Origin of the sequence: Castellaniella defragrans (genome assembly GCF_014203015.1) — a bacterium.
Taxonomy (GTDB): domain Bacteria; phylum Pseudomonadota; class Gammaproteobacteria; order Burkholderiales; family Burkholderiaceae_B; genus Castellaniella; species Castellaniella defragrans.
In genome coordinates, this window is the sequence record NZ_JACHIB010000018.1 from 50,680 (window position 1) to 72,077 (window position 21,398).

The 21,398-nt window shown below is 69.4% G+C and carries 19 protein-coding genes and 1 tRNA gene; 5 read left to right on the forward strand and 15 right to left on the reverse strand.

Features of this window, described 5'->3' with window-relative positions; genetic code table 11:
- Nucleotides 1-25: 25 nt before the first annotated feature.
- Both HNR28_RS14665 and HNR28_RS14670 read left to right on the forward strand, forming a co-directional pair.
- A tRNA-Pro gene (locus HNR28_RS14665) sits at nucleotides 26-102 on the forward strand.
- A 21-nt stretch (nucleotides 103-123) separates the two neighbouring features.
- Nucleotides 124-534, forward strand: coding sequence for a DoxX family protein (locus HNR28_RS14670; RefSeq protein WP_043680554.1), 411 nt, complete (start codon nucleotides 124-126; stop codon nucleotides 532-534).
- Nucleotides 535-599: 65 nt separating this feature from the next.
- On the opposite strand, the gene HNR28_RS14675 is transcribed toward HNR28_RS14670, so the two are convergent.
- The 3 genes from HNR28_RS14675 to HNR28_RS14685 are packed head-to-tail and all read right to left on the reverse strand — an operon-like array spanning nucleotide 600 to nucleotide 3,045.
- Nucleotides 600-1,964 carry an ATP-binding protein gene (locus tag HNR28_RS14675; protein WP_043680552.1) on the reverse strand — a complete coding sequence of 455 codons (1,365 nt, stop codon included), beginning with the start codon at nucleotides 1,962-1,964 and terminating at the stop codon, nucleotides 600-602.
- Complete coding sequence (locus HNR28_RS14680) at nucleotides 1,961-2,626, reverse strand: response regulator transcription factor (RefSeq protein WP_043680550.1); 666 nt, start codon at nucleotides 2,624-2,626, stop codon at nucleotides 1,961-1,963. Before HNR28_RS14680 ends, HNR28_RS14675 begins: the two co-directional genes overlap by 4 nt.
- Nucleotides 2,623-3,045, reverse strand: a complete 423-nt coding sequence (locus HNR28_RS14685) for a PepSY domain-containing protein (protein ID WP_052355599.1) — start codon at nucleotides 3,043-3,045, stop codon at nucleotides 2,623-2,625. Before HNR28_RS14685 ends, HNR28_RS14680 begins: the two co-directional genes overlap by 4 nt.
- Nucleotides 3,046-3,204: 159 nt before the next feature.
- On the opposite strand from HNR28_RS14685, the gene HNR28_RS14690 reads away from it, so the two are divergent.
- Complete coding sequence (locus tag HNR28_RS14690) at nucleotides 3,205-4,833, forward strand: acyl-CoA synthetase (RefSeq protein ID WP_184142995.1); 1,629 nt, start codon at nucleotides 3,205-3,207, stop codon at nucleotides 4,831-4,833.
- A 108-nt stretch (nucleotides 4,834-4,941) separates the two neighbouring features.
- Here the strand turns inward: HNR28_RS14690 and pstB are convergent, their stop codons facing one another.
- From pstB to ppk1, 5 genes are all read right to left on the reverse strand, one after another.
- Nucleotides 4,942-5,730: a phosphate ABC transporter ATP-binding protein PstB gene (pstB, locus tag HNR28_RS14695; RefSeq protein WP_043680546.1), complete on the reverse strand. Its 789-nt coding sequence runs from the start codon at nucleotides 5,728-5,730 to the stop codon at nucleotides 4,942-4,944.
- Nucleotides 5,731-5,742: 12 nt separating this feature from the next.
- Nucleotides 5,743-6,603 (reverse strand): phosphate ABC transporter permease PstA, encoded by an 861-nt coding sequence (pstA, locus tag HNR28_RS14700; RefSeq protein WP_052355598.1) that lies wholly within the window; start codon nucleotides 6,601-6,603, stop codon nucleotides 5,743-5,745.
- Nucleotides 6,603-7,544 carry a phosphate ABC transporter permease subunit PstC gene (gene pstC, locus HNR28_RS14705; RefSeq protein ID WP_043685828.1) on the reverse strand — a complete coding sequence of 314 codons (942 nt, stop codon included), beginning with the start codon at nucleotides 7,542-7,544 and terminating at the stop codon, nucleotides 6,603-6,605. Before pstC ends, pstA begins: the two co-directional genes overlap by 1 nt.
- A 133-nt stretch (nucleotides 7,545-7,677) precedes the next feature.
- Nucleotides 7,678-8,724 carry a phosphate ABC transporter substrate-binding protein PstS gene (gene pstS, locus HNR28_RS14710; RefSeq protein WP_043680544.1) on the reverse strand — a complete coding sequence of 349 codons (1,047 nt, stop codon included), beginning with the start codon at nucleotides 8,722-8,724 and terminating at the stop codon, nucleotides 7,678-7,680.
- A 224-nt stretch (nucleotides 8,725-8,948) separates the two neighbouring features.
- Entirely contained in the window at nucleotides 8,949-11,018 is a 2,070-nt protein-coding gene (ppk1, locus tag HNR28_RS14715; RefSeq protein WP_151023759.1) for a polyphosphate kinase 1, read from the reverse strand.
- A 68-nt stretch (nucleotides 11,019-11,086) separates the two neighbouring features.
- On the opposite strand from ppk1, the gene HNR28_RS14720 reads away from it, so the two are divergent.
- Nucleotides 11,087-12,577 carry a Ppx/GppA phosphatase family protein gene (locus HNR28_RS14720; RefSeq protein WP_151023758.1) on the forward strand — a complete coding sequence of 497 codons (1,491 nt, stop codon included), beginning with the start codon at nucleotides 11,087-11,089 and terminating at the stop codon, nucleotides 12,575-12,577.
- An 87-nt stretch (nucleotides 12,578-12,664) separates the two neighbouring features.
- Here HNR28_RS14720 and HNR28_RS14725 read toward each other — a convergent pair whose 3' ends face one another.
- The 5 genes from HNR28_RS14725 to HNR28_RS14745 all read right to left on the reverse strand — a co-directional run bounded on the left by HNR28_RS14725 (nucleotide 12,665) and on the right by HNR28_RS14745 (nucleotide 18,468).
- Complete coding sequence (locus tag HNR28_RS14725) at nucleotides 12,665-13,414, reverse strand: GNAT family N-acetyltransferase (protein ID WP_148304882.1); 750 nt, start codon at nucleotides 13,412-13,414, stop codon at nucleotides 12,665-12,667.
- Between the two features lie 108 nt (nucleotides 13,415-13,522).
- Nucleotides 13,523-14,863, reverse strand: a complete 1,341-nt coding sequence (gene glmM / locus HNR28_RS14730; protein WP_043680532.1) for a phosphoglucosamine mutase — start codon at nucleotides 14,861-14,863, stop codon at nucleotides 13,523-13,525.
- Complete coding sequence (gene folP / locus HNR28_RS14735) at nucleotides 14,860-15,699, reverse strand: dihydropteroate synthase (RefSeq protein WP_151023757.1); 840 nt, start codon at nucleotides 15,697-15,699, stop codon at nucleotides 14,860-14,862. The genes glmM and folP overlap by 4 nt, the downstream gene beginning before the upstream one ends.
- Nucleotides 15,700-15,717: 18 nt before the next feature.
- Nucleotides 15,718-17,622: an ATP-dependent zinc metalloprotease FtsH gene (gene ftsH / locus HNR28_RS14740; protein ID WP_043680526.1), complete on the reverse strand. Its 1,905-nt coding sequence runs from the start codon at nucleotides 17,620-17,622 to the stop codon at nucleotides 15,718-15,720.
- 141 nt (nucleotides 17,623-17,763) lie between these two features.
- Complete coding sequence (locus tag HNR28_RS14745) at nucleotides 17,764-18,468, reverse strand: RlmE family RNA methyltransferase (protein WP_151023756.1); 705 nt, start codon at nucleotides 18,466-18,468, stop codon at nucleotides 17,764-17,766.
- Between the two features lie 17 nt (nucleotides 18,469-18,485).
- Here HNR28_RS14745 and HNR28_RS14750 point away from each other — a divergent pair, with 17 nt between their 5' ends.
- Nucleotides 18,486-19,121, forward strand: coding sequence for a YhbY family RNA-binding protein (locus HNR28_RS14750; RefSeq protein ID WP_184142998.1), 636 nt, complete (start codon nucleotides 18,486-18,488; stop codon nucleotides 19,119-19,121).
- 14 nt (nucleotides 19,122-19,135) lie between these two features.
- Here the strand turns inward: HNR28_RS14750 and greA are convergent, their stop codons facing one another.
- Nucleotides 19,136-19,612 carry a transcription elongation factor GreA gene (greA, locus tag HNR28_RS14755; protein ID WP_043680523.1) on the reverse strand — a complete coding sequence of 159 codons (477 nt, stop codon included), beginning with the start codon at nucleotides 19,610-19,612 and terminating at the stop codon, nucleotides 19,136-19,138.
- Nucleotides 19,613-19,989: 377 nt separating this feature from the next.
- Nucleotides 19,990-21,315, reverse strand: coding sequence for a solute carrier family 23 protein (locus tag HNR28_RS14760; protein WP_043680520.1), 1,326 nt, complete (start codon nucleotides 21,313-21,315; stop codon nucleotides 19,990-19,992).
- Nucleotides 21,316-21,398: the final 83 nt, after the last annotated feature.

Genomic DNA, 21,398 nt, shown 5'->3' on the forward strand with positions numbered 1-21,398 from the left:
CCCATGGTAGAATTTGCGGTCCAGTCGGGGCGTAGCGCAGCCTGGTAGCGCATCTGCTTTGGGAGCAGAGGGTCGCATGTTCAAATCATGTCGCCCCGACCAACCACGATCAAGGAAACCGCCATGTCTTCTTCCACGTACGACGACCTGGGCAAACTGATCCTGCGCCTGGGCCTGGGCATCCTGCTGTTGCTGCACGGTCTGTCCAAGCTGGACGGCGGCGTGGGCTGGCTCGTGGACATGCTGGGCCAGCGCGGCCTGCCCGGTTTCGTGGCCTATGGCGTCTACATCGGCGAAGTCCTCGCCCCGGTCCTGATCATCCTGGGCGTGTTCACCCGCCTCGGCGGCCTGATCGTCGTGATCAACATGCTGTTCGTCTTCGGCCTGGTCCACATGCACCAGCTCTTCGAGCTGGGCAAGAGCGGCGGCTGGGCACTGGAACTGCAGGGCATGTTCATGGTTGCCGCCATCGCCATCGCCCTGTTCGGCGCGGGCGCCTACAGCCTGGGCGGACGCAACGGCCGCTGGAACTGATTCCCGCCGGCGCCCGGGCGGCCCGCCGGCCCCCGGATCACTGCAACCAACCTCCCATCCCCGCCTCAGGCGGCCGGCAGGGTGATCACCACCCTCGCGCCGCCCAGGTCGCCGGCCTCGATCCGCGCCCAGCCGCCGTACAGGTCGGCCAGGTCGCGCACGATCCCCAGCCCCAGGCCCGAACCGGGCGTGCGCTCGTCCGCCCGCCGGCCGCGCTCGAAGACCATCTCGGCGCGCTCGGGGCTCAGGCCCGGGCCGTCGTCCTCCACCCGGATCGACAATTCCCCGTCCGTGCGTCGGGCCGTGACGCGCACCCGCCGGCGCGCCCATTTCCCGGCATTGTCCAGCACGTTGCCCAGCATTTCCTGGAAATCCTGCGCCTCGCCGCGAAACGCCAGCTCGGCGGGCACGCCGCTCAGGTCGTAGGCCAGCCCGCGCTCGGCGTGCACGCGGTCCATCACCCGCACCAGGCCCTGCAGCAGGGGCAGGATCGGACTGCGCAGGCCGGTCACGCGCACCGCCGCCGCGGCCCGGGCGCGGGCCAGGTGATAGTCCACCTGGCGCCGGGCGGCCTCGACCTGCTCGGCGACCAGGCGCGGCAGCGCCGGATCGCCCGCCTGGGCGGCGTTGGCCATGACCGCCAGCGGCGTCTTCAGGGCGTGCGCCAGGTTGCCGGCCTGCATGCGCGCCCGCTCCAGGCCTTGCGCGTTGCGGCTCAGCACCAGGTTGAAATCCTCGACCAGCGGCTGGACTTCCATCGGGAACTCGCCCTCGATGCGGTCTGCCCGGCCCTCGCGCAGGGCCGCCAGGCGCTCGCGCAGCCGCCCCAGGGGCCGCAGGCCGAAGCCCACCTGCATCCAGGCGGCCGCCACCATGCCCAGCGCCAGGATGCCCAGCGCCACGGCCAGCATGCGGTCGAAACGGCTGACCGGCTCGGCCCACAGGGCCTCGTCGGCCCCCACCGAAAGGATCAGCGTGTCGATCGGGCCTTCGGCGGGATGGACCTCGCGCAGCCGCATCTGCAGCGGCTTGCCGCCCGGGCCGGACACCTGCGCCACCGCGTCCTGCCCCGGTTCCACGTCGCCGGCCGCGGCCGGCAGGTGGGCGTCCCACAGCGAACGCGAACGCAGCAGCTGGGCGAACCGCGTGCCGTCCGAAGGCACGGAAATCTGCCAGTACAGGCCGGAGAAGGGATGGCCGAAGCGCGGGTCGGTCGGCAGGGCGGACAGCGACACCTGGCCCTGCTCGTCGACCTGCAGCGAGGCGGTCAGGTGGTTCAGGTGGATGTTCAGCTCGGACTGCAGCTGCGCCTGGATGTGCTGGCGGAACAGGCGCTGGATGCCCCAGCCGGCCAGCGCCACGCTCAGCAGCGTCCAGACCAGGGTGACGGCCAGCAGGCGCAGGCGCAGCGACGGATGCGGCGCCGTCATCGGGCGTCGGCGGACAGGCGGTAGCCCAGGCCGCGCACCGTCTGGATCAGGCCCGGGGGGATCTTGCGCCGCAGGCGGGCGACGAAGACCTCGATGGTGTTCGAGTCGCGGTCGAAATCCTGCGCGTAGATGTGCTCCACCAGCTGGCTGCGGGACACGACTTCGTCCTGGTGCATCAGCAGGTAGGCCAGCACCCGGTATTCGTGGCTGGTCAGGTCCAGCGGCGCGTCGTCCAGCAGCACGCGGGACTGGCGCGTGTCCAGCAGCAGCGGCCCGCAGCGGATGTCGGCCGTGGCGTGTCCGCCGGCGCGGCGCAGCAGCGCGCGCACGCGGGCCTCGAGTTCTTCCTGGTGGAAGGGCTTGGTCAGGTAGTCGTCGGCGCCGGCGTCGATGCCGGCCACCTTGTCGTGCCAGTTGTCGCGCGCCGTCAGGATCAGCACGGGCATCCTCCGCCCCGCCTCGCGCCAGGCCCGCAGCACCGACAGGCCGTCGCGCCCCGGCAGGCCCAGGTCCAGCACGGCCAGATCGTAGGGCTCGCTCAGGCCCTGGTGCTCGGCGTCCAGGCCATCGGCCGCCACGTCGATCACGTAGCCGGATTTTTCCAGCGCCGCCTTCAGCTGCGCGGCCAGCACCGGCTCGTCCTCGGCCACCAGCAGCCTCATGGGTGTCTCCCGTCGCGGTGCAGCGGGCGCGTGCCCACCCACAGCGTTTCGCCCGTGCGGGCGTCGATCTTCAGCTTGGTCAGCCGGCCCTGGTCCTGCAGGATCTTGAGTTCGTAGATCCAGCGGCCCTCGGACCCGCCCTTTTCGGACTTGCCGCTTTCGGTTTTGCCGCGGCCGGGGGCGCCGCCATCGCATTCGCAGCGCTCGTCCTCCTGCTCGAACTCGACCTTCAGGACCTGGCCGGGATAGTCGCGCGCCGCCCGCTGCAGGACGTCCTGCAGCGGCAGCACTTCGCCCAGGGCCTGCAGCCGCTCGGCCATGTCCCGGTCGTGATTGTGCGCCCCGGCGCCCGCGGTCCAGAGCCCCAGGGCCAGCGCGCCCGCCAGCACCCAGCGGCGGCGCGTATCGGCAGACTGCATATCGGCAGACTCCTCGTTCGATCCACGGGCCTACGATATCAGGAAGCGCATGAACCGTGAATGAATGGCACGCGGGAGGGCGCCGCTGTACCATGGATTCCCAGGCCCCCGCCGGCGGCGCGGGGCGCGCAACGAAAAGACGGAAGACGAGGAGACATCATGCTGCACGCGCAAGGCGACTATCGGCAGACCCGGGACGCATTCACCTGGGCCGTGCCGGAGCGCTACAACATCGGGGTGGACGTCTGCGACCGCTGGGCCGACGGCAGCGGCCGCCTGGCCCTGATCGTGGACCGCGGCGACGCTCCGGCGCGGCACTACACCTTCGACCAGCTCAAGCACTGGTCCGACCGGCTGGCGCGGGCCCTGCGCGCCCGGGGCGTGTCGCGGGGCGACCGGGTGGGCATCCTGCTGCCGCAGTCGCTGGAAACGGCGCTGGCGCATCTCGCCGCGTACAAGCTCGGCGCCATCGCCGTGCCCCTGTTCACGCTGTTCGGCACCGACGCCCTGCAGTACCGCCTGGGGAATTCGGGCGCCCGCGCGCTCGTCACCCACACCGAGGGCCTGGGCAAGATCGCCGCGATCCGCCAGGATCTGCCCCAGCTCGGCTGCGTGCTGGACGTGGACGCGGACGCGGGCGAGGCCTCGTTCTGGGCGGCGATCGAATCGCAGGACGGCCTGGGCTTCACGCCCGTGGACACCGCCGCCGACGATCCGGCGATCATCATCTACACTTCGGGCACCACCGGCAAGCCCAAGGGCGCGCTGCACGCCCACCGCGTGCTGCTCGGCCACCTGCCGGGGGTGGAGATGTCGCACAATTTCTTTCCCGAGCGGGCCACCCTGATGTGGACCCCGGCCGACTGGGCCTGGATCGGCGGGCTGCTGGACGTCCTGATGCCATCCTGGCACCACGGCGTGCCCGTGCTGGCCTGCCGCTTCACGAAGTTCGATCCCGCCGTCGCCTGGCAGCTGATGTCCAGGCACAAGGTCAGCCACACCTTCCTGCCGCCCACGGCGCTGAAGATGCTGCGCACGCTGCAGGATCCCGAACGCCCTGGCCGCCTGGGCCTGGCCTCGGTGGCCAGCGGCGGCGAATCCCTGGGGCCGCAGCTGATCGAATGGGGCCGCCGGGCGCTGGGCGTGACCATCAACGAGTTCTACGGCCAGACCGAATGCAACATGATCGTCTCGTCCTGCGCCGCCCTGTTCGAGCCGCGCATCGGCGCCATGGGCCGGCCAGTGCCGGGCCACGAAGTGCGCATCATCGACGAGGCCGGCCGGGTCCAGCCGCCCGGGACCGAAGGCCACATCGCCGTGCGCCGGCCCGATCCGGTGATGTTCCTGCAATACTGGCAGAACCCCGAGGCCACCGCCGGCGCCTTCATCGGCGACTGGCTGGTGACGGGCGACCGCGGCCTGTGCGACGAGGACGGCTATCTCGGGTTCAAGGGCCGGGGCGACGACGTGATCACCAGCGCCGGCTACCGCATCGGCCCGGGGCCGATCGAGGACTGCCTGCTGGGCCACCCGGCCGTGCGCCTGGCGGCGGTGATCGGCGTGCCCGATCCGCAGCGCACGGAAATCGTCAAGGCCTGCATCGTGCTGAACGAAGGCTACACGGGCGACGCCGCGCTGGTCGCGGAGATCCAGGACTACGTGCGCCGCAAGGTCGCCGCGCACGAATACCCGCGGCTGATCGAGTTCATGGACAGCCTGCCCATGACGACCACGGGCAAGGTGCAGCGCGGGGTATTGCGGGCGCAGCATGATGATTTCAAGCCGTAGCAGCCCCCTCGTCGCTTGCAGCGACTCGGACTGTCCACCTCGCGGCTTGCAAGCCGCTCGGATTCGATCGGCTCAGGATGGTCCGCAGGGACCATCCTGAGTCCGATCTCATCCAAACCGTCCTGTGATGTAGTCCTCGGTTTCCTTGCGGGCGGGCTTGATGAAGACCTGGTCGGTGGGGCCGAATTCCATCAGCTCGCCCAGGTACATGTAGGCGGTGTAGTCCGAGCAGCGCGCCGCCTGCTGCATGTTGTGGGTGACGATGACCACGGTGTAGTCGGACTTCAGTTCCGCGATCAGTTCCTCGATCTTGGCCGTGGAGATCGGGTCCAGGGCGGAGCACGGCTCGTCCAGCAGCAGGACCTCGGGCTTGATCGCCACGCCGCGCGCGATGCACAGGCGCTGCTGCTGGCCGCCGGACAGGCTGTTGCCGCTCTGCCCGAGCTTGTCCTTGACCTCGTTCCACAGGGCCGCCTTGGTCAGGGCCCATTCCACGCGCTCGTCCATCTCGCCCTTGCTCAGGCGCTCGAACAGCCGCACGCCGAAGGCGATGTTGTCGTAGATGCTCATGGGAAACGGCGTGGGCTTCTGGAACACCATGCCGACCTTGGCGCGGATCAGGGAGATGTCCAGCCGGGAATGGAGCAGGTCCTCGCCATCCAGCTCGATGGCGCCTTCGGCGCGCTGGCCGGGGTAGAGCTCGAACATGCGGTTGAAGGTGCGCAGCAGCGTGGACTTCCCGCAGCCCGACGGGCCGATGAAGGCCGTGACCTTGTTTTCCGCGATGTCCATGTTGATGTCGCGCAGGGCGTGGAAGCCGCCGTAGTAGAAGTTCAGGTTGCGCACGGCCAGCTTGGTGCGCTCCCGGGCGGCGGACGAAGACGGATTCAGGATCATGGTCGAAATCGTTTATTTGCGGAACAGGCTGCGCGCGGCGATGTTGATCCCCAGCACCAGCAGGGTGATCAGCGCGGCGCCCGCCCAGGCGAGCCGGTTCCAGTCCTCGAAGGGACTGGCGGCGTACTGGAAGATCACCACCGGCAGGTTGGCGATGGGGGCGTTCATGTTCAGCGACATGAACTGGTTGTTCAGGGCGGTGAAGAGCAGCGGCGCGGTTTCCCCGGCGATGCGGGCCACGGCCAGCAGGATGCCGGTGACGATGCCCGAGCGCGCCGCCCGGTAGCAGATGAAGACGACGACGCGCCACTGCGGGCAGCCCAGGGCGGCGGCGGCCTCGCGCAGGCTGTTGGGCACCAGGCCGAGCATGTTGTCCGTGGACCGGACCACCACCGGGATGACCAGGATCGCCAGGGCGAAGGCGCCCGCCCAGCCGGAATAATGGCCGACCTGGGCCACGTAGACGGCGTAGATGAACAGCCCGATGATGATGGACGGCGCCGACAGCAGCACGTCGTTCAGGAAGCGCGTGGCCGGGGCCAGCCAGCCGCGGCGGCCGTACTCGGCCAGGTAGGTGCCCGCCAGCACGCCGATGGGCGTGCCGATCAGCGTGCCCACGGCCGACATCAGCACGCTGCCGACGATGGCGTTCAGCAGGCCGCCGTCGGCCCCGGGCGGCGGGGTGCTTTCCCACAGCAGCGCCGGCGACAGGGCGGAGCCGCCCTTGAGCAGCAGCGTGAGGATGATCCAGGCGAGCCAGAACAGGCCCGAGCCCAGCGTCAGGCCCGAGAGCCCCAGCATCAGGCGGTTGAACAGGCGCCGGCGCCGGTAGACCGGATTGTCGAGGGCGATGGGGGAGTCGGGGGCGGACATCAGTGTTTGGCGCCTTCCTTGCGCGACAGTTGCAGCAGCATGAACTTCGACAGGGCCAGCACCACGGTGGTGATCAGGAACAGGATCAGGCCCAGCTCCAGCAGGGCCGATTTCTGCAGGCCGCCGGCCTCGTTGAATTCATTGGCCAGGGCGGAGGCGATGGAATTGGACGGCGAGAAGATCGAGGAAGGCAGGTTGAAGGCGTTGCCGATCACGAAGGTGACCGCCATGGTCTCGCCCAGCGCCCGGCCCAGGCCCAGCATGATGCCGCCGATGACGCCGTGCTTGGTGTAGGGCAGCATGATCTTCCAGACGACTTCCCAGGTGGTGCTGCCCAGGCCGTAGGCGGATTCCTTCAGCATGGGCGGCACCTGCTCGAACACGTCGCGCATCACCGCCGCGATGAAGGGGATGATCATGATGGACAGGATCAGGCCCGCCGTGAACAGGCCGATGCCCATGGGCGGCCCGCCGAACAGGTGCTCCAGCACCGGCACGCCCTCGAAGAAGTCGACCACGTACGGCTGGACGTACTCCTGGAACAGCGGCACGAACACGAACAGGCCCCACATGCCGTAGATGATGGACGGGATCGCGGCCAGCATCTCGATCGCCACGCCCAGCGGGCGGCGCAGCCAGACGGGCGCGAGTTCGGTCAGGAACATGGCGATGCCGAAGGACACCGGCACCGCGATCAGCAGCGCGAGAAAGGCGCTGATCACCGTGCCCAGCATCGGCACCAGCGCGCCGTAGCTGTGGCGCACGGGATCCCAGTCGTTGGTCCAGAGGAACGGCAGGCCGTACCGGGCCAGGGATTCCCGGCTGCCGTAGATCAGGGAGACCATGATCGCGGCCAGCAGGATGAAGACGAAGAACGCAAACAGACGGGTCAGATACCGGAAGCCGGCATCCGCCAGGAGGCTGCGCTGCGTAGGGGCCATGAGGGACTCGTCCGTGGCGACGGGACCCCCGGCCGCGCCGGGGATCCGCATCGGAATGTGGGATTCGGAAACCGCCATTTTCCCACAGGCGGCGCGCGGCGGCGCCGCCCTGCCGGGGAAGCGGCGGCCGGGCTTACTTCCAGACCGCCGAGCCGTCCTCGCCGCGCACCTGCTCGGCCCAGACGCCGCGGATCCGGGCGGTCACGTCGTCGGGCAGCGGCACGTAGTCCAGTTCGCTGGCCATGGCGCCGCCTTCGCGCCAGGCCCAGTCGAAGAAGGCCAGGACTTCGCGGGCGCGCTTGGGGTCGGCCTGCTTGCCGTGCACCAGGATGAAGGTCGCCGCCGTGACCGGCCACGAATCCGCGCCCGGCTCGTTGTTCAGGACCAGGCCCATGCCCGGCGCCGAGTTCCAGTCGGCGTGCGAAGCCGCCGCGGCGAACGCCTGCTGCGAGGGCTGCACGAACCGGCCCTCGCGGTTCTGCAGCTGCGCCCAGGCCAGGCCGTTCTGGTGCGCGTAGGCGTATTCCACGTAGCCGATGGAATTGGCCAGCTGGCGCACGTAGGCGGCCACGCCTTCGTTGCCCTTGCCGCCCTGCCCGGTGGGCCACTTGACCGCCTTGCCCTGGCCGACCTGCTCCTTCCAGGCGGGCGATACCTGGGACAGGTAGTTGGTCCAGCCGAAGGTCGTGCCCGAGCCGTCCGAACGGTGCACCACCACGATGCCCTTGGCGGGCAGCTTCAGGTCCTTGTTCAGGTCGGCGATCGCCGGGTCGTTCCACTTCTTGATCTTGCCGAGGAAGATGTCCGCCAGCACCGGACCGGTGAGCTTGAGCTGGCCTTCCTTGATGCCTTCGACGTTGACGACCGGCACGGTGCCGCCGATGACGGCGGGAAACTGGACCAGGCCGTGCTTGGCCAGGTCCTCCGGCTTCATCGGGTCGTCCGAGGCGCCGAAATCGACCGTCCTGGCGATGATCTGCTGCTGGCCGCCGCCCGAGCCGATGGACTGGTAGTTGACGCGGTTGCCGGTGACTTCCTGGTACTTGGCCGCCCACTTGGCGTAGATCGGATAGGGGAAGGAGGCGCCCGCCCCCGTCAGGTCGGCGGCGTGCGCCGCGACGCCCGCGGCGGCCATCATCGCCAGACCGGCGGCGCATTGCGTCAGAATCCGTTTGAGCATGTCGTAAACCCTTTGTGGTTTGCACTATTCGGCGGCCCGGAAGAATTCGCCGGACCGTCAGGACGACATGGTAGAGGGTTGAAGTGACAGTTTAATGACAGATCCCTCCACCTCGCGGCTTGCACGCCGCTCGGTCTGGGCGTCTCTCCCCCACCTCGCGGCTTGCACGCCGCTCGGATTCGACAGGCAAGAAATAGTCCGCAGGGACTATTTCGTGTCCTGTCTCATCCCAACCTCGCCATCAGGTGCTGGTGCAGGTTGAAGGCGGCGCGGCGGTTGCGCACGCGCAGGTAGCGGCCGTCGGGCTGGGCCGCCCAGGCGAGCTGGTTGTCCCGCCAGGCGAAGGTGAAGGCCTCGTCGATGACGCGGCGGCGCAGGGTCTTGTCCAGCACCGGGAAGGCGAGCTCGACCCGCCGCAGGAAATTGCGGTCCATCCAGTCGGCGGAGGACAGGTACAGGGGCTCGGCGCCGTCCTGGTAGAAATAGAACACCCGCGAATGCTCCAGGAAGCGGCCGATGATGGAGCGCACCCGGATATGCTCGGACAGCCCCGGCACGCCGGCCTGCAGCGCGCAGGCACCGCGCACGATCAGGTCGATGCGCACCCCCGCCTGGCTGGCCTCGTACAGCGCCCGGATCACCTCGGGCTCCAGCAGCGAATTCATCTTGGCGCGGATGCGCGCGCGCTTGCCCGCGCGGGCGAACTCGGTTTCCGAGCGGATCAGGCGCAGCACCGTCTCGTGCAGGGTGAAGGGCGACTGCAGCAGCAGCTTGAGCTCGCGGCGCGCGCCCAGGCCGGTCAGCAGGGAGAACACCTGGTCCATGTCCTCGCACATCTGCTGGTTGGCCGTCAGCAGGCCGAAATCGGTGTACAGCCGCGCCGTGCGCGGGTGGTAGTTGCCCGTGCCCAGGTGCCCGTAGCGGCGGATGCGGCCGTCCTCGCGGCGCAGCACCAGGGCCATCTTGGCGTGGGTCTTGTGGCCCACCACGCCGTAGCTGACGTGGGCGCCGACCTCTTCCAGGCGCGCGGCCCAGTTGATGTTGGTCTGCTCGTCGAAGCGCGCCATCAGCTCGACCACCACCGTGACTTCCTTGCCCGCCCGGGCCGCCGACAGCAGCAGCCCCATCAGCTCGGAGTCCTCGCCGGTGCGGTAGATGGTCTGCTTGATGGCCACGACCTGCGGGTCCAGCGCCGCGCTGCGCAGGAACATCAGCACGGGCTGGAAGGACTGGTAGGGATGGTGCAGCAGGTGGTCGCGCGCCGCGATGGCCGCGAACAGTTCCTCGGGCCGCTCCAGGCCGCCGTCGAAGGGCGCCGGCATGCGCGGCCGGAAGACCGGATATTCCAGGTCGGGGCGGTTGACCCGGTTGCACAGCTGCATCAGCCGGGCCAGGTTGACCGGACCGTTGACGCGGTAGGTGTCGGCCGCCCCCAGGCTGAATTCGCGCTGCAGGAACAGCTCCAGGTCGGGCGGCATGGCGTGCGCGATTTCCAGGCGCACCGAGGCGCCGAAATTGCGCTGGGAAAGTTCGCCCTGCAGGGCCTGGCGCAGGTTGGTGATTTCTTCCTCGTCCACGAACAGGTCGCTGTTGCGCGTCACCCGCCACTGGTAGCAGCCCTGGACGTTCATGCCCGGGAACAGGTCGCCGACGAAGGCGTTGATCAGGGTGGTGAGCAGCATGAAGCCGTCCGGGATGCCGGCGATCTCGGCGGGCACCTTGATCATGCGCGGCAGCGCGCGCGGCGCCTGGACGATGGCGATGTGGCCCTCGCGGCCGAAGGCGTCCTCGCCGCTGAGCGCGACGATGAAGTTCAGGCTCTTGTTGTAGACGCGCGGAAAGGGGTGCGCCGGATCCAGGCCGATGGGGGTGAGCAGCGGCATCACGTCGCGGCGGAAGAGGCCGTAGGCCCATTCGCGCTGCAGGTCGGTCCAGCCCGTCGAATAGATCAGGCCCACCCCGTGTTCCATCAGCTTGGGCATGACCTCGCCGGTCAGCAGGCGGTTCTGCCGGTCCACCAGGGCGTGCGCGGCGCGCTGCACGCGGTCGAAGGCCTCGTCGGGCGTCATGCCGTCCACGCCGCGCAGTTCCGGCGTCTGGCGCTGCTGTTCCTTGAGGCTGGCCATGCGGATCTCGAAGAACTCGTCCAGGTTCGAGCCGACGATGCACAGGTAGCGCAGGCGCTCCAGCGGCGGCACGTCCGTGCGCTCGGCCATGGAGAGCACCCGCTCGTTGAATTTCAGCACCGACAATTCCCGGTTCAGGAGAACCGGCATTTCCTCGACGGCCCGCATGCGCGCCTCACAATCCTGTCATGAACCGGCCACTATAATCGCACAGTGTGACATTTCCTGGTAAGGCCATGGACAACCGGCTCGCTTCGATCGACCTGGGCTCGAACACCTTCCGGCTATCCATCGGCCGCGTCGTGCGCCACGGCGGCAGCGCCCAGATCTACGCCGAAGACAAGCTGCGCGAGCTGGTCGCCCTGGCCAACGGCCTGGACGAGCACAAGCGCATCGACGCCGCCACGGTGGAGCAGGCCCTGGCGGCGCTGCGGCGCTTCGGCGAGCGGCTGCGCGGGTTCTCCCCCGCCAACGTCCGCGCCGTGGCCACCAACACCTTCCGGGTGGCGCGCAACGCGGCCGAGATCCTGCCGGCGGCGGAGCGCGCCCTGGGCTTCCCGATCGAAATCATCTCCGGCCAGGAAGAAGCCCGCCTGATCTACCTGGGCGTGATCCAGGACCTGCCGCCCTCGGACCACCGCAGGCTGGTGATCGACATCGGCGGCGGCTCCACCGAATTCATCATCGGGCGGCGCGACCAGCCCCTGGAGCTGGCCTCGCTGGAGCTGGGCTGTACCACCTGGACGCGGCAGTTCTTCCCCCAGGGCCGCGTCACCGAAGCCCGCATGAGCCAGGCGGTGCTGGCGGCGCGCGGCGCCATCGAAACCATCGCCAGCCGCTACCGCGGCACGGGCTGGCAGGAAGCCTACGGCTCCTCGGGCACCGCCAAGGGCCTGCTGGCCGTCCTGGTCGAAAACGGCCTCAGTCCGCGCGACATCACCCTGGACGGCATGGAACGGCTGAGCGCCGCCCTGGCGCGCGCCGGCGAGGTCCGCCTGCAGGACTGGGCCGGCCTGAAGCCCGAGCGCGTGCCGGTGCTGCCCGGCGGCCTGGCCATCATGATCGCCGCGTTCCGGGAACTGGGCATCGAGCGGATGCGGGCGGGCGACGGCGCCCTGCGCATCGGCGTGCTGCACGACCTGCTGGGCCGCGATTCGCACCAGGACCGGCGCGACGAGACCGTGCGCCAGATGCGCGGCCGCTACCAGCTCGACACGGCCCAGGCCGGCTTCGTGCGCAGCCTGGCGCTGCAGCTGTTCGACCAGCTCGGACTGGGCGACGAGCCCGACACGGCCGAGCTGCGGCGCGCGCTGGGCTGGACGGCCGAACTGCACGAAATCGGCCTGGCGATCGCCCGCAACGATTATCACAAGCACAGCGCCTACATCCTGGAACACGCCGACATGCCGGGCTTTTCGCACGACGACCAGCGGCTGCTGGCCTTTCTCGCGCTGGGCCACCAGGGGCGCCTGGCCAAGGTCCGCCGCTACGCGCCCGACCGCGCGCGCTGGCTGGCCCTGTGCTGCCTGCGCCTGGCGGTCCTGCTGCTGCGCCGCCGCGAGGCCCTGGGTCCCCTGGCGCTGCGCCTGCAGGCCCAGGACCTGCGCATCGCCCTGCGCATCCCGGCGGGCTGGCTGGCCGCCCGCCCCCTGAGCGGCTTCCAGTTGAAGAAGGAAGCGGCGATCTGGCGCAAGGCCGGTTTCGCGCTGGACATCATCGAAAGCTGAACGCGCCGGGCGCCGGAAAGCCGGGCCGGTCGCCCTGGCCGGGCGGGCAGCCGGCGCGCCGGTCTCGCCCGATCGGTCCCGAAATGCCTAATCGATCCCGAAATGCCGCCGGTAGCGGGCGTCCAGCCGTTCCAGATCCAGCAGGATCGGGAAATCGGCGGTGTGGAAATCCGGATCCCAGGCGGGCGCGCCGCAGATCGTCGCGCCCAGGGCCAGATAGCCCTTGATGAGCGGCGGCACCCGCGCCGGCAGGGCGCTGTCCAGCCGGTCCACCGGATAGGGATGCAGCGGGCGGATGCGCGGCACGTCGGGATTGCGCGCCATCAGGGCGCGCGCCCGGCGCCAGACCTCCGAGGCCGTGGCGCCGCCGTCGCGCAGGCTGACGCTGGCGCAGCCCAGCATGTAGCGGTAGCCCCCCCGCTTCATCACCTGGGCCAGTCCCGACCACAGCAGCATGATGGCCGTGCCGTGCCGGAATCCGGCATCGATGCAGGAGCGGCCGACCTCGACCAGCCACGGACGCAGCGCCGCCAGCGGCTCCAGGTCGAATTCGGACTCGGAGTAATAGCCGCCCGCCTGGCGCGCGGCTTCGGGCGTGAGCAGCCGGTAGGTGCCCACCACCCGGCCGGTGCCCAGTTCGCGCACCATGAAATGCACGCACCAGGGATCGAAGCGGTCCACGTCGCGGTCGCCCACGGCCTGGGGGAACACCGCGCCCATGTCCTCCGTGAACACCCGGAAGCGCAGGCGCTGCAGGGCTTCCAGGTCCGCCTGCGTGCGCGCGACGGTCAGGGCCAGTCCGCCGGCCTCGGCCCCGGGCCAGTCTATGCGTTTCATCGATCCCGCGTGCAGGGAAGAAGCGAGGGCGAGCATGGCGGATTCCCGGAAGTCACGATATCGGGGATATTCTGCCGATGCTCTGTGTGAATCATGTGACAGCGGCGTTCAGGCCAGCTTGACCGCCACGAGCCGGCGCACGCCTTCCTCGGCCAGGGCCTCGTCGTCGGCCTCGACCATGAGGCGCAGCTTGGGTTCGGTGCCCGAGGCGCGGATCAGCACCCGGCCGCGCTCGCCGAGCGACGCGCGCACCGCGTCCGAGGCTTCCTTCAGGCCCGCGTGCGTCTGCCAGTCCAGCCCCGGCGCGAGCGGCACGTTGACCATCTTCTGGGCGTACATGGACAGGTCGGCCACCAGGTCCGCCAGCGAGGCGCCGGCGTGCCGCATGGCCGCCAGCACCTGCAGGGCGGCCACGATGCCGTCGCCCGTGGTGTGGCGGTCCAGGCACAGCAGGTGGCCGGAGCTTTCGCCGCCGTACAGCCAGCCGCGCTGGCGCAGAACTTCCAGCACGTAGCGATCGCCGACCTTGGCGCGCTCGAACGGGATGCCGAGCTCGCGCATGCGGCGCTCGAAGCCGAAGTTGGTCATCAGCGTGCCGACCACCCCCTGGATGGGCTGCGTGCGGGCGCGGTCGCGCACGATGGCGTAGAGCAGCTCGTCGCCGTTGAACAGGCGCCCGGTGGCGTCCACCATCTGCAGGCGGTCGGCGTCGCCGTCCAGGGCGACGCCCAGGTCCGCCCCCTGGGCCGCCACGGCGGCGACCAGGGTCTCGGGATGAGTGGCGCCGACCTTTTCATTGATGTTGAAGCCGTCGGGCTCGCAGCCGATCACGGAGACCTCGGCCCCCAGCTCGCGGAACACGTGCGGCGCAATGTGGTAGGCGGCGCCGTTGGCCGCGTCCACCACGATCTTCAGGCCCTGCAGGTCCAGTTCGCTGGGGAAGGTGCTCTTGCAGAATTCGATGTAGCGGCCGGCCGCGTCGCTGATGCGCCGCGCGCGCCCCAGGCCGGCCGAATCGGCGCAGCCCAGCGGCTCGTCCAGCAGGGCCTCGATGGCGGCCTCGGTCTCGTCGGGCAGCTTGGTGCCGGCCGCGGAGAAGAACTTGATGCCATTGTCGTAGTGCGGATTGTGGGACGCGCTGATGACGATGCCGGCCGCCAGGCGCCAGGCGCGGGTCAGGTAGGCCACCGCCGGCGTGGGGATCGGGCCGGCCAGCATCACGTCCACCCCGGCGGCCGACAGGCCGGCCTCCAGCGCGGATTCCAGCATGTAGCCGGAGATGCGGGTGTCCTTGCCGATGACCACGGTCGGCCGCCCGGCCGACACGGCCCCGCGCGCCAGCACGCGGCCGGCCGCATAGCCCAGCCGCAGGGCGAATTCGGCGTTGATCCGATCGCCGCCGACGATGCCGCGCACCCCGTCGGTCCCGAAATACTTGCGTGCGCTCATGCACGGACTCCTCGTTCGACGGCCGACCATACCCGCAGGGCATCCACGGTGTCGGCCACATCATGGACGCGCAGGATGTGCGCGCCCCGCACCGCGCCAGCCAGGGCCGCCGCCACGCTGCCGCCCAGGCGCCGGGACGCGGGACGCCCCGTGACGGCGCCGATCATGGACTTGCGCGACAGGCCCAGCAGGCTGGGGTAATCCTGCCCCACGGCCTGCGGCAACTGCCGCAGCAGGGTGTAATTGTGCGCCGCGGTCTTGCCGAAGCCGAAGCCGGGATCGAGCACGATGCGGTCGGCCGCGATGCCGGCCTGGCGCAGGCGCCGCGCGCCCTGGTCCAGGTAGGCGCGGACTTCCGTGACCACGTCCTGGTAGGACGGCGCGTCCTGCATGGTGCGCGGCTCGCCGCGCATGTGCATCAGGCACAGCGCGCAATCGGCATCGGCCACGGCCTCGACCGCCCCGGGCGCCGCAAAGCCGCCGATGTCGTTGATCATGTCGGCCCCCGCCTCCAGGGCGGCCCGCATCACGGAGGGCTTGCAGGTGTCCACGGACAGCGGCACGCCGCAGTCGCGCAGGGCCTCGATCACGGGCAGGATGCGGCGCAGTTCCTCGTCGGCGGGGACCGCCTGGGCGCCGGGCCGGGTGGACTCGCCGCCGATGTCGAGCAGGTCGGCGCCTTCCTCGACCAGGAGGCGCCCATGGGCGATGGCCTCGTCAGCCCGGAAGTGGGCATTGCCGTCGGAAAACGAATCCGGCGTGACGTTGACGATCCCCATGACCAGCGGGCGTTCCAGGGACAAGCGGAAACGCCCGCACTGAAGGTGGTCATGCATAGGAGGCCGGCGGTCGGATCAAACCGGCGTCGCGGCGGCGCCCTTGTCGTTGCTGGCGGCCGGCAGGCCGGCCGACGGGGCCTGCGGCGGCGTGTCGCCCCCCGAGGACGGCGGCTGCGGCGCGCGCGGCGGACGGCCGGCCATGATGTCGTCGATCTGCTCGGCGTCGATGGTTTCCCATTCGAGCAGGGCCTTGGCCATGGCGTGCATCTTGTCCTGGTTGGACTCGATCAGGGTGCGCGCCACGCTGTACTGCTCGTCGATGATGCGGCGGATCTCGGAATCGACCTTCTGCATGGTGGCTTCGGACACGTGCGTGGTCTTGGTCACGCTGCGGCCCAGGAAGACCTCGCCCTCGTTCTCGGCGTACACCACGGGCCCGAGGGAGTCGGTCATGCCGTAGCGCGTGACGATGTCGCGCGCGATGGCGGTGGCGCGCTCGAAGTCGTTGGAGGCGCCGGTGGTCATCTGGCCCATGAAGACTTCTTCCGCGATGCGGCCGCCGAACAGCACCGCGATGGTGTTCAGCAGGCGTTCCTTGTCCATGCTGTAGCGGTCGCCCTCGGGCAGCTGCATCGTCACCCCCAGCGCGCGGCCGCGCGGGATGATGGTGACCTTGTGCACCGGATCGGTCTTGGGCAGAAGGCGCGCCACCAGCGCGTGGCCGGATTCGTGGTAGGCCGTGTTGCGGCGTTCTTCTTCCGGCATGATCAGGGAGCGGCGCTCCGCGCCCATGATGATCTTGTCCTTGGCCTTTTCCAGGTCGGACATGTCCACGGTGCGGCCGTTGCGGCGCGCGGCGAACAGCGCGGCCTCGTTGATCAGGTTGGCCAGGTCGGCGCCGGAAAAGCCCGGGGTGCCGCGCGCCAGCACGTTCGGATCGACGTTCTGGGCGATGGGGACCTTGCGCATGTGCACCTTCAGGATCTGCTCGCGGCCGCGGATGTCGGGCAGCGACACGACCACCTGGCGGTCGAAGCGGCCCGGGCGCAGCAGCGCCGGGTCCAGCACGTCGGGCCGGTTGGTGGCGGCGATCACCAGCACGCCCTGGCCGGTCTCGAAGCCGTCCATTTCGACCAGCAGCTGGTTCAGGGTCTGCTCGCGTTCGTCGTTGCCCCCGCCCAGGCCGGCGCCGCGCTGGCGGCCCACGGCGTCGATTTCATCGATGAAGATGATGCAGGGGGACTGCTTTTTCGCGTTCTCGAACATGTCGCGCACGCGGGCCGCGCCCACGCCGACGAACATCTCGACGAAATCCGAGCCCGAGATGCTGAAGAACGGCACCTTGGCCTCGCCGGCGATGGCCTTGGCGAGCAGGGTCTTGCCGGTGCCCGGAGGGCCGACCATCAGCACGCCGCGCGGAATGCGGCCGCCCAGGCGCTGGAACTTGGTGGGATCGCGCAGGAAATCGACCAGTTCCTGGACGTCTTCCTTGGCCTCGTCGCAGCCGGCGACGTCGGCGAAGGTGATGTTGTTGTTGTTTTCGTCCAGCATGCGCGCGCGCGACTTGCCGAAGCTGAAGGCCCCGCCCTTGCCGCCGCCCTGCATCTGGCGCATGAAGAAGATCCAGACCCCGATCAGCAGCAGCATCGGGAACCAGGAGATGAACAGGCTGGTGAGGAAGGAAGGCTCTTCGCGGGCCTTGCCGGAGACCTGCACGCCGTTCTTCACCAGTTCGGGGACCATCCAGAGGTCGCCCGGCGAGGTCAGGCTGTAGGAACGGCCGGATTCCGGCGACACGTAGATCGTGTCGCCCTGGATGTCGACCTTGTTGATGCGGCCGGCGCGGGCATCGTTCATGAATTGCGTGTAGCTGACCGAATCCCCGCTCGTGACCGGATGTCCGTCGAACTGCTTGAACACCGTGAAGAGCACGAGCGCGATCACCAGCCAGACCGCAACCTTGGAAAACGAGTTGTTCAAAGCCAACCTCCTGGGTATGTACCGCTGCCCGCCCATCGCCCGCGCGCGGCGTCCGGCGGCGCGCAATTACAACAAGCTGACAAATACGTCAATGCTTCATTCTACCTGAATCCGCCGCACGGACGCAGTGGACGGGCCCGCTCAGGAATCGGTCCGCGGGGACCGGTCCGCGTCCGGCGCATCGGGGCGGCCCGCAAGCCGCGACGCGGCGGTTTCCTTCAAGCCGCGGCCGATGAGGAAGGTCTCGGAGGATTCGTCCCGCGACGCCTTGGGCTTGCGCTCGACCACGCGGACGAAATGCTGCTTGAACATCTGCACGATCTGGGAAAACCCGCTGCCGTGAAAGGCCTTGACGATCAGGGCGCCGTCCGGCTTGAGATGGGCGCAGGCGAATTCCAGCGCCAGTTCGCAGACGTGGGCGATGCGGGCGGAATCCGCCGAGGCCACACCCGATAGATTGGGGGCCATGTCGGAAATCACAAGGTCCACGGGCCGGCCTGCCAGACGCGCGTGCAATTGCGCCAGGATGGCGTCCTCGCGGAAGTCGCCCTGGATGAACTCGACCCCGGCGACGGGCTCCATGGGCAGCAGGTCGAGCGCCAGCACGCGGCCGTCGATCGCGCCGCCCGCGGCCAGCAGGCGCTCGCGCACCACCTGCGACCAGCTGCCCGGGGCCGAGCCCAGGTCCACGACCACGTCGCCGCGCCGCAGCAGCTTTTCCGTGTCCAGGATCTCGGTCAGCTTGAAGGCGGCGCGGGCGCGGTAGCCCTTCTGTTGCGCCATTTTGACGTAAGGGTCTTGAATATGCCGCTGGACCCAGGCTTTGGAGAATTTTTTCTTGGCCATTCTCGTACAATTCCACTATGCCGAAACTCGAACTGACCTCTCAGCAGCGCAGCGCCCTGCGCGCCGCCGCTCATCCCCTGCATCCCGTCGTCCTGATCGGCGACCGCGGCCTGACCGCCGCCGTGCTGGAAGAAATCGACCGCACCCTGGCGGCCCATGAACTGATCAAGATCCGCGTCGCCGGCGCCGAGCGCGACGCACGCGACGCGATGCTGGCGGAAATCTGCGAAACGCTGTCTTGCGCCGCAGTGCATCATCTCGGCAAAACGCTGATTATCTATCGGCCCGATCCGCTCGCGCAACAAGCCGCCCAGGCGGCCGAAAACGCCACCCGGGCCGTGCGCCGGAAATCCGAACCCTACGTGCCCAAGAAACAGGCGGCGCAGCCGCGCGCCGCCCGCCCCGCCGCATCCAGGCGCGCCGCCGGCGCGGACAGGGACGACACGCCCGCGCGCGGAGAAAACCGCCCCGGCGGGCGATCCGCCGCCGACACGGGCCGGCCGGCCCGCCCGGCCGACGCCCGGGGCGCCGGCAAGCCGGCGCGGGGCGGCCGCGCGGACGCGGGCCACGGCATCCCGCGCCGCACCGGCAGCGGCAGCGCGCTTTCGCTGCGTGCGGGCGCGCGCCGCGGCGGCCGCACGGGCCGGGGCTGATTATCCGCAGCTGACTATTCGTAGCTGACGGAACAGACCTCGTATTCGCGCACGCCGGCCGGCGCGCGCACTTCGACCACGTCGCCCTCGCTCTTGCCGATCAGCGCCCGCGCCACGGGGCTGGACACGGAGATCATGTTGGCGCGGATGTCGGCTTCCAGGTCGCCGACGATCTGGTAGGTGAGGCGTTCGCCCGATTCCAGGTCCTCGATCTCGACGGTCGCGCCGAACACGGCCTGGCCGGACACGTCCAGTTCGGCCGGATTGATGATCTGGGCGTTGGAGAGGGTGCTTTCCAGTTCCTGGATGCGGCCCTCGATGAAGCCCTGGCGCTCGCGCGCGGCATCGTATTCGGCGTTTTCGGACAAATCACCCTGGGCCCGCGCTTCGGCGATGGCGTTGATGACTTCGGGGCGCTCGACTGTCTTCAGACGATGCAATTCAGCTTGTAAGCGCTCTGCCCCGCGAGCGGTCAAAGGGATCGCAGCCATAGTTCCTGACTCAAAAGTAAAAGACGCCCCATGCGCGGGGCGCCTGACAACGAAAGAAGATGGGCGAAAGGTGGTGGTTCCGGCCCTCTGGGGGCTGCCTGGCCATGCGCGCCCGCTAGGGGCCTATGAGGGACGGTCGTGGCATGGCGCCATCCGCATCCCGACCAGGTGGCCTGCCGGCTCGCCCGTGAAAAACCCCGGCCGAAACCGGGGTGCTTGAGGGGTATTGTGGGCAATCCGGAAAGAAAAAGCAAGCCCCGCGCCGCGCACGCGGCCCCCGGGGTCAGGGCGCGGATCCGCGGACCCGGAGAGCGGATCGGATCACATCGGACCGCGGCGCATCGGATGATCGCGGCCCATCGGATGATCACAGCCCATCAGATCACGGCCGGCTGCCGCTTGCCGCGCAGCAGCGCGTGCAGCAGGATGGCGCCGAAGGTCGCCGTGCCGATGCCGTCGAGCTTGAAGCCGCCGATGGCGATGGAGAAATTGCCCGCGCCCAGGATCAGCGTGACGGCCGCCACGATCAGGTTGCGGTTGTCGCTGAAATCGACCTGGTTGACCACCCAGATGCGGGCGCCCGCGATGGCGATCAGGCCGAACACCACCACCGACATGCCGCCCAGCACCGGCGCCGGGATGGCCTGGATGACCGCGCCGAACTTGGGCGAGAAGCCCAGCACCAGGGCCACCAGCGCGGCCACCACGAACACCAGGGTGGAATAGATCTTCGTCGCGGTCATCACGCCGATGTTCTCCGCGTAGGTGGTCACGCCCGTGCCGCCCAGGGACCCGGAAATCATCGTCGCCACCCCGTCGCCCATGAAGGCGCGGCCCAGGTAGCGGTCCAGGTTCTGGCCGGTCATGGCGCCGACCGCCTTGATGTGGCCGAGGTTCTCGGCCACCAGGATGATGGCCACCGGGGCGATCACGCTGATGGCGTGGGCCTCGAACACCGGCGCCGTCAGCCGCGGCAGCCCCAGCCAGGGCGCGGCGGCGATGGCGGCGAAGTCGATCGGCTTGCCCAGGCCCAGGCCGTTGGCCAGGATCAGGTAGAGCACGCAGGCGGCGAACAGCCCCACCAGGATCAGCAGGCGCTGCACCAGGCCGCGGGTGTAGACGGCCACGCCGCCGACGCACAGCACGGTCACCAGCGCCATCACGGCATCGAACAGGGAGCCGCCCATGGCGCCCTTGGCCGCGATCGGCGCCAGGTTCAGGCCGATCACGGCCACGACGGCGCCGGTGACGACCGGCGGCATCCAGCGGTCGATCCAGTCGGCCGCCCCGCCCTGGCGGGCGTTGATCAGCGCGGTCAGCAGGCCGATGCCGGTGTAGATCAGGCCGCAGACCACGATGGCGCCCAGCGCCACGCCCATGTTCGGGTTCGGCCCGCTGCCCGAATAGCCGCTGACGGCGATCACGCCGCCGATGAAGGCGAAGCTGGAGCCCAGGTAGCTGGGCACCCGGCCGCCGACGAACAGGAAGAAGATCAGCGTGCCCACGCCCGACATCAGGATGGCCGTGTTGGGATCGAAGCCCATGATGAGCGGCGCCAGGATGGTGGAGCCGAACATGGCCACGACGTGCTGCGCGCCCATCGCCACGGTCTGGGGCCAGGGCATGGTTTCGTCGGGCTGGACAACGGCGCCGTCGGCGGTGCCGGACACGCGGCGCCACTGCGGGAAATAGGATGTCGTCATGGAGGAGTCGCGGCCGGGAGGCCGTCCGGAAGAGGATGTTGGAAGGCTGAACGAAAGTGCGCCGCAAGTGTAAGGCGGCGGTC

Excerpts from the sequence above, each read along its gene's own strand:
- HNR28_RS14720 (WP_151023758.1), top strand. The coding sequence starts at position 11,087 with ATGGACAACCGGCTCGCTTCGATCGACCTGGGCTCGAACACCTTCCGG.
- HNR28_RS14725 (WP_148304882.1), bottom strand. The coding sequence starts at position 13,414 with ATGAAACGCATAGACTGGCCCGGGGCCGAGGCCGGCGGACTGGCCCTG.
- pstA (WP_052355598.1), bottom strand. The coding sequence starts at position 6,603 with ATGTCCGCCCCCGACTCCCCCATCGCCCTCGACAATCCGGTCTACCGG.
- glmM (WP_043680532.1), bottom strand. The coding sequence starts at position 14,863 with ATGAGCGCACGCAAGTATTTCGGGACCGACGGGGTGCGCGGCATCGTC.
- pstS (WP_043680544.1), bottom strand. The coding sequence starts at position 8,724 with ATGCTCAAACGGATTCTGACGCAATGCGCCGCCGGTCTGGCGATGATG.
- pstC (WP_043685828.1), bottom strand. The coding sequence starts at position 7,544 with ATGGCCCCTACGCAGCGCAGCCTCCTGGCGGATGCCGGCTTCCGGTAT.
- HNR28_RS14760 (WP_043680520.1), bottom strand. The coding sequence starts at position 21,315 with ATGACGACATCCTATTTCCCGCAGTGGCGCCGCGTGTCCGGCACCGCC.
- pstB (WP_043680546.1), bottom strand. The coding sequence starts at position 5,730 with ATGATCCTGAATCCGTCTTCGTCCGCCGCCCGGGAGCGCACCAAGCTG.
- HNR28_RS14680 (WP_043680550.1), bottom strand. The coding sequence starts at position 2,626 with ATGAGGCTGCTGGTGGCCGAGGACGAGCCGGTGCTGGCCGCGCAGCTG.
- HNR28_RS14675 (WP_043680552.1), bottom strand. The coding sequence starts at position 1,964 with ATGACGGCGCCGCATCCGTCGCTGCGCCTGCGCCTGCTGGCCGTCACC.
- HNR28_RS14670 (WP_043680554.1), top strand. The coding sequence starts at position 124 with ATGTCTTCTTCCACGTACGACGACCTGGGCAAACTGATCCTGCGCCTG.
- HNR28_RS14745 (WP_151023756.1), bottom strand. The coding sequence starts at position 18,468 with ATGGCCAAGAAAAAATTCTCCAAAGCCTGGGTCCAGCGGCATATTCAA.
- ppk1 (WP_151023759.1), bottom strand. The coding sequence starts at position 11,018 with ATGCGGGCCGTCGAGGAAATGCCGGTTCTCCTGAACCGGGAATTGTCG.
- greA (WP_043680523.1), bottom strand. The coding sequence starts at position 19,612 with ATGGCTGCGATCCCTTTGACCGCTCGCGGGGCAGAGCGCTTACAAGCT.
- HNR28_RS14685 (WP_052355599.1), bottom strand. The coding sequence starts at position 3,045 with ATGCAGTCTGCCGATACGCGCCGCCGCTGGGTGCTGGCGGGCGCGCTG.
- HNR28_RS14750 (WP_184142998.1), top strand. The coding sequence starts at position 18,486 with ATGCCGAAACTCGAACTGACCTCTCAGCAGCGCAGCGCCCTGCGCGCC.
- folP (WP_151023757.1), bottom strand. The coding sequence starts at position 15,699 with ATGCATGACCACCTTCAGTGCGGGCGTTTCCGCTTGTCCCTGGAACGC.
- HNR28_RS14690 (WP_184142995.1), top strand. The coding sequence starts at position 3,205 with ATGCTGCACGCGCAAGGCGACTATCGGCAGACCCGGGACGCATTCACC.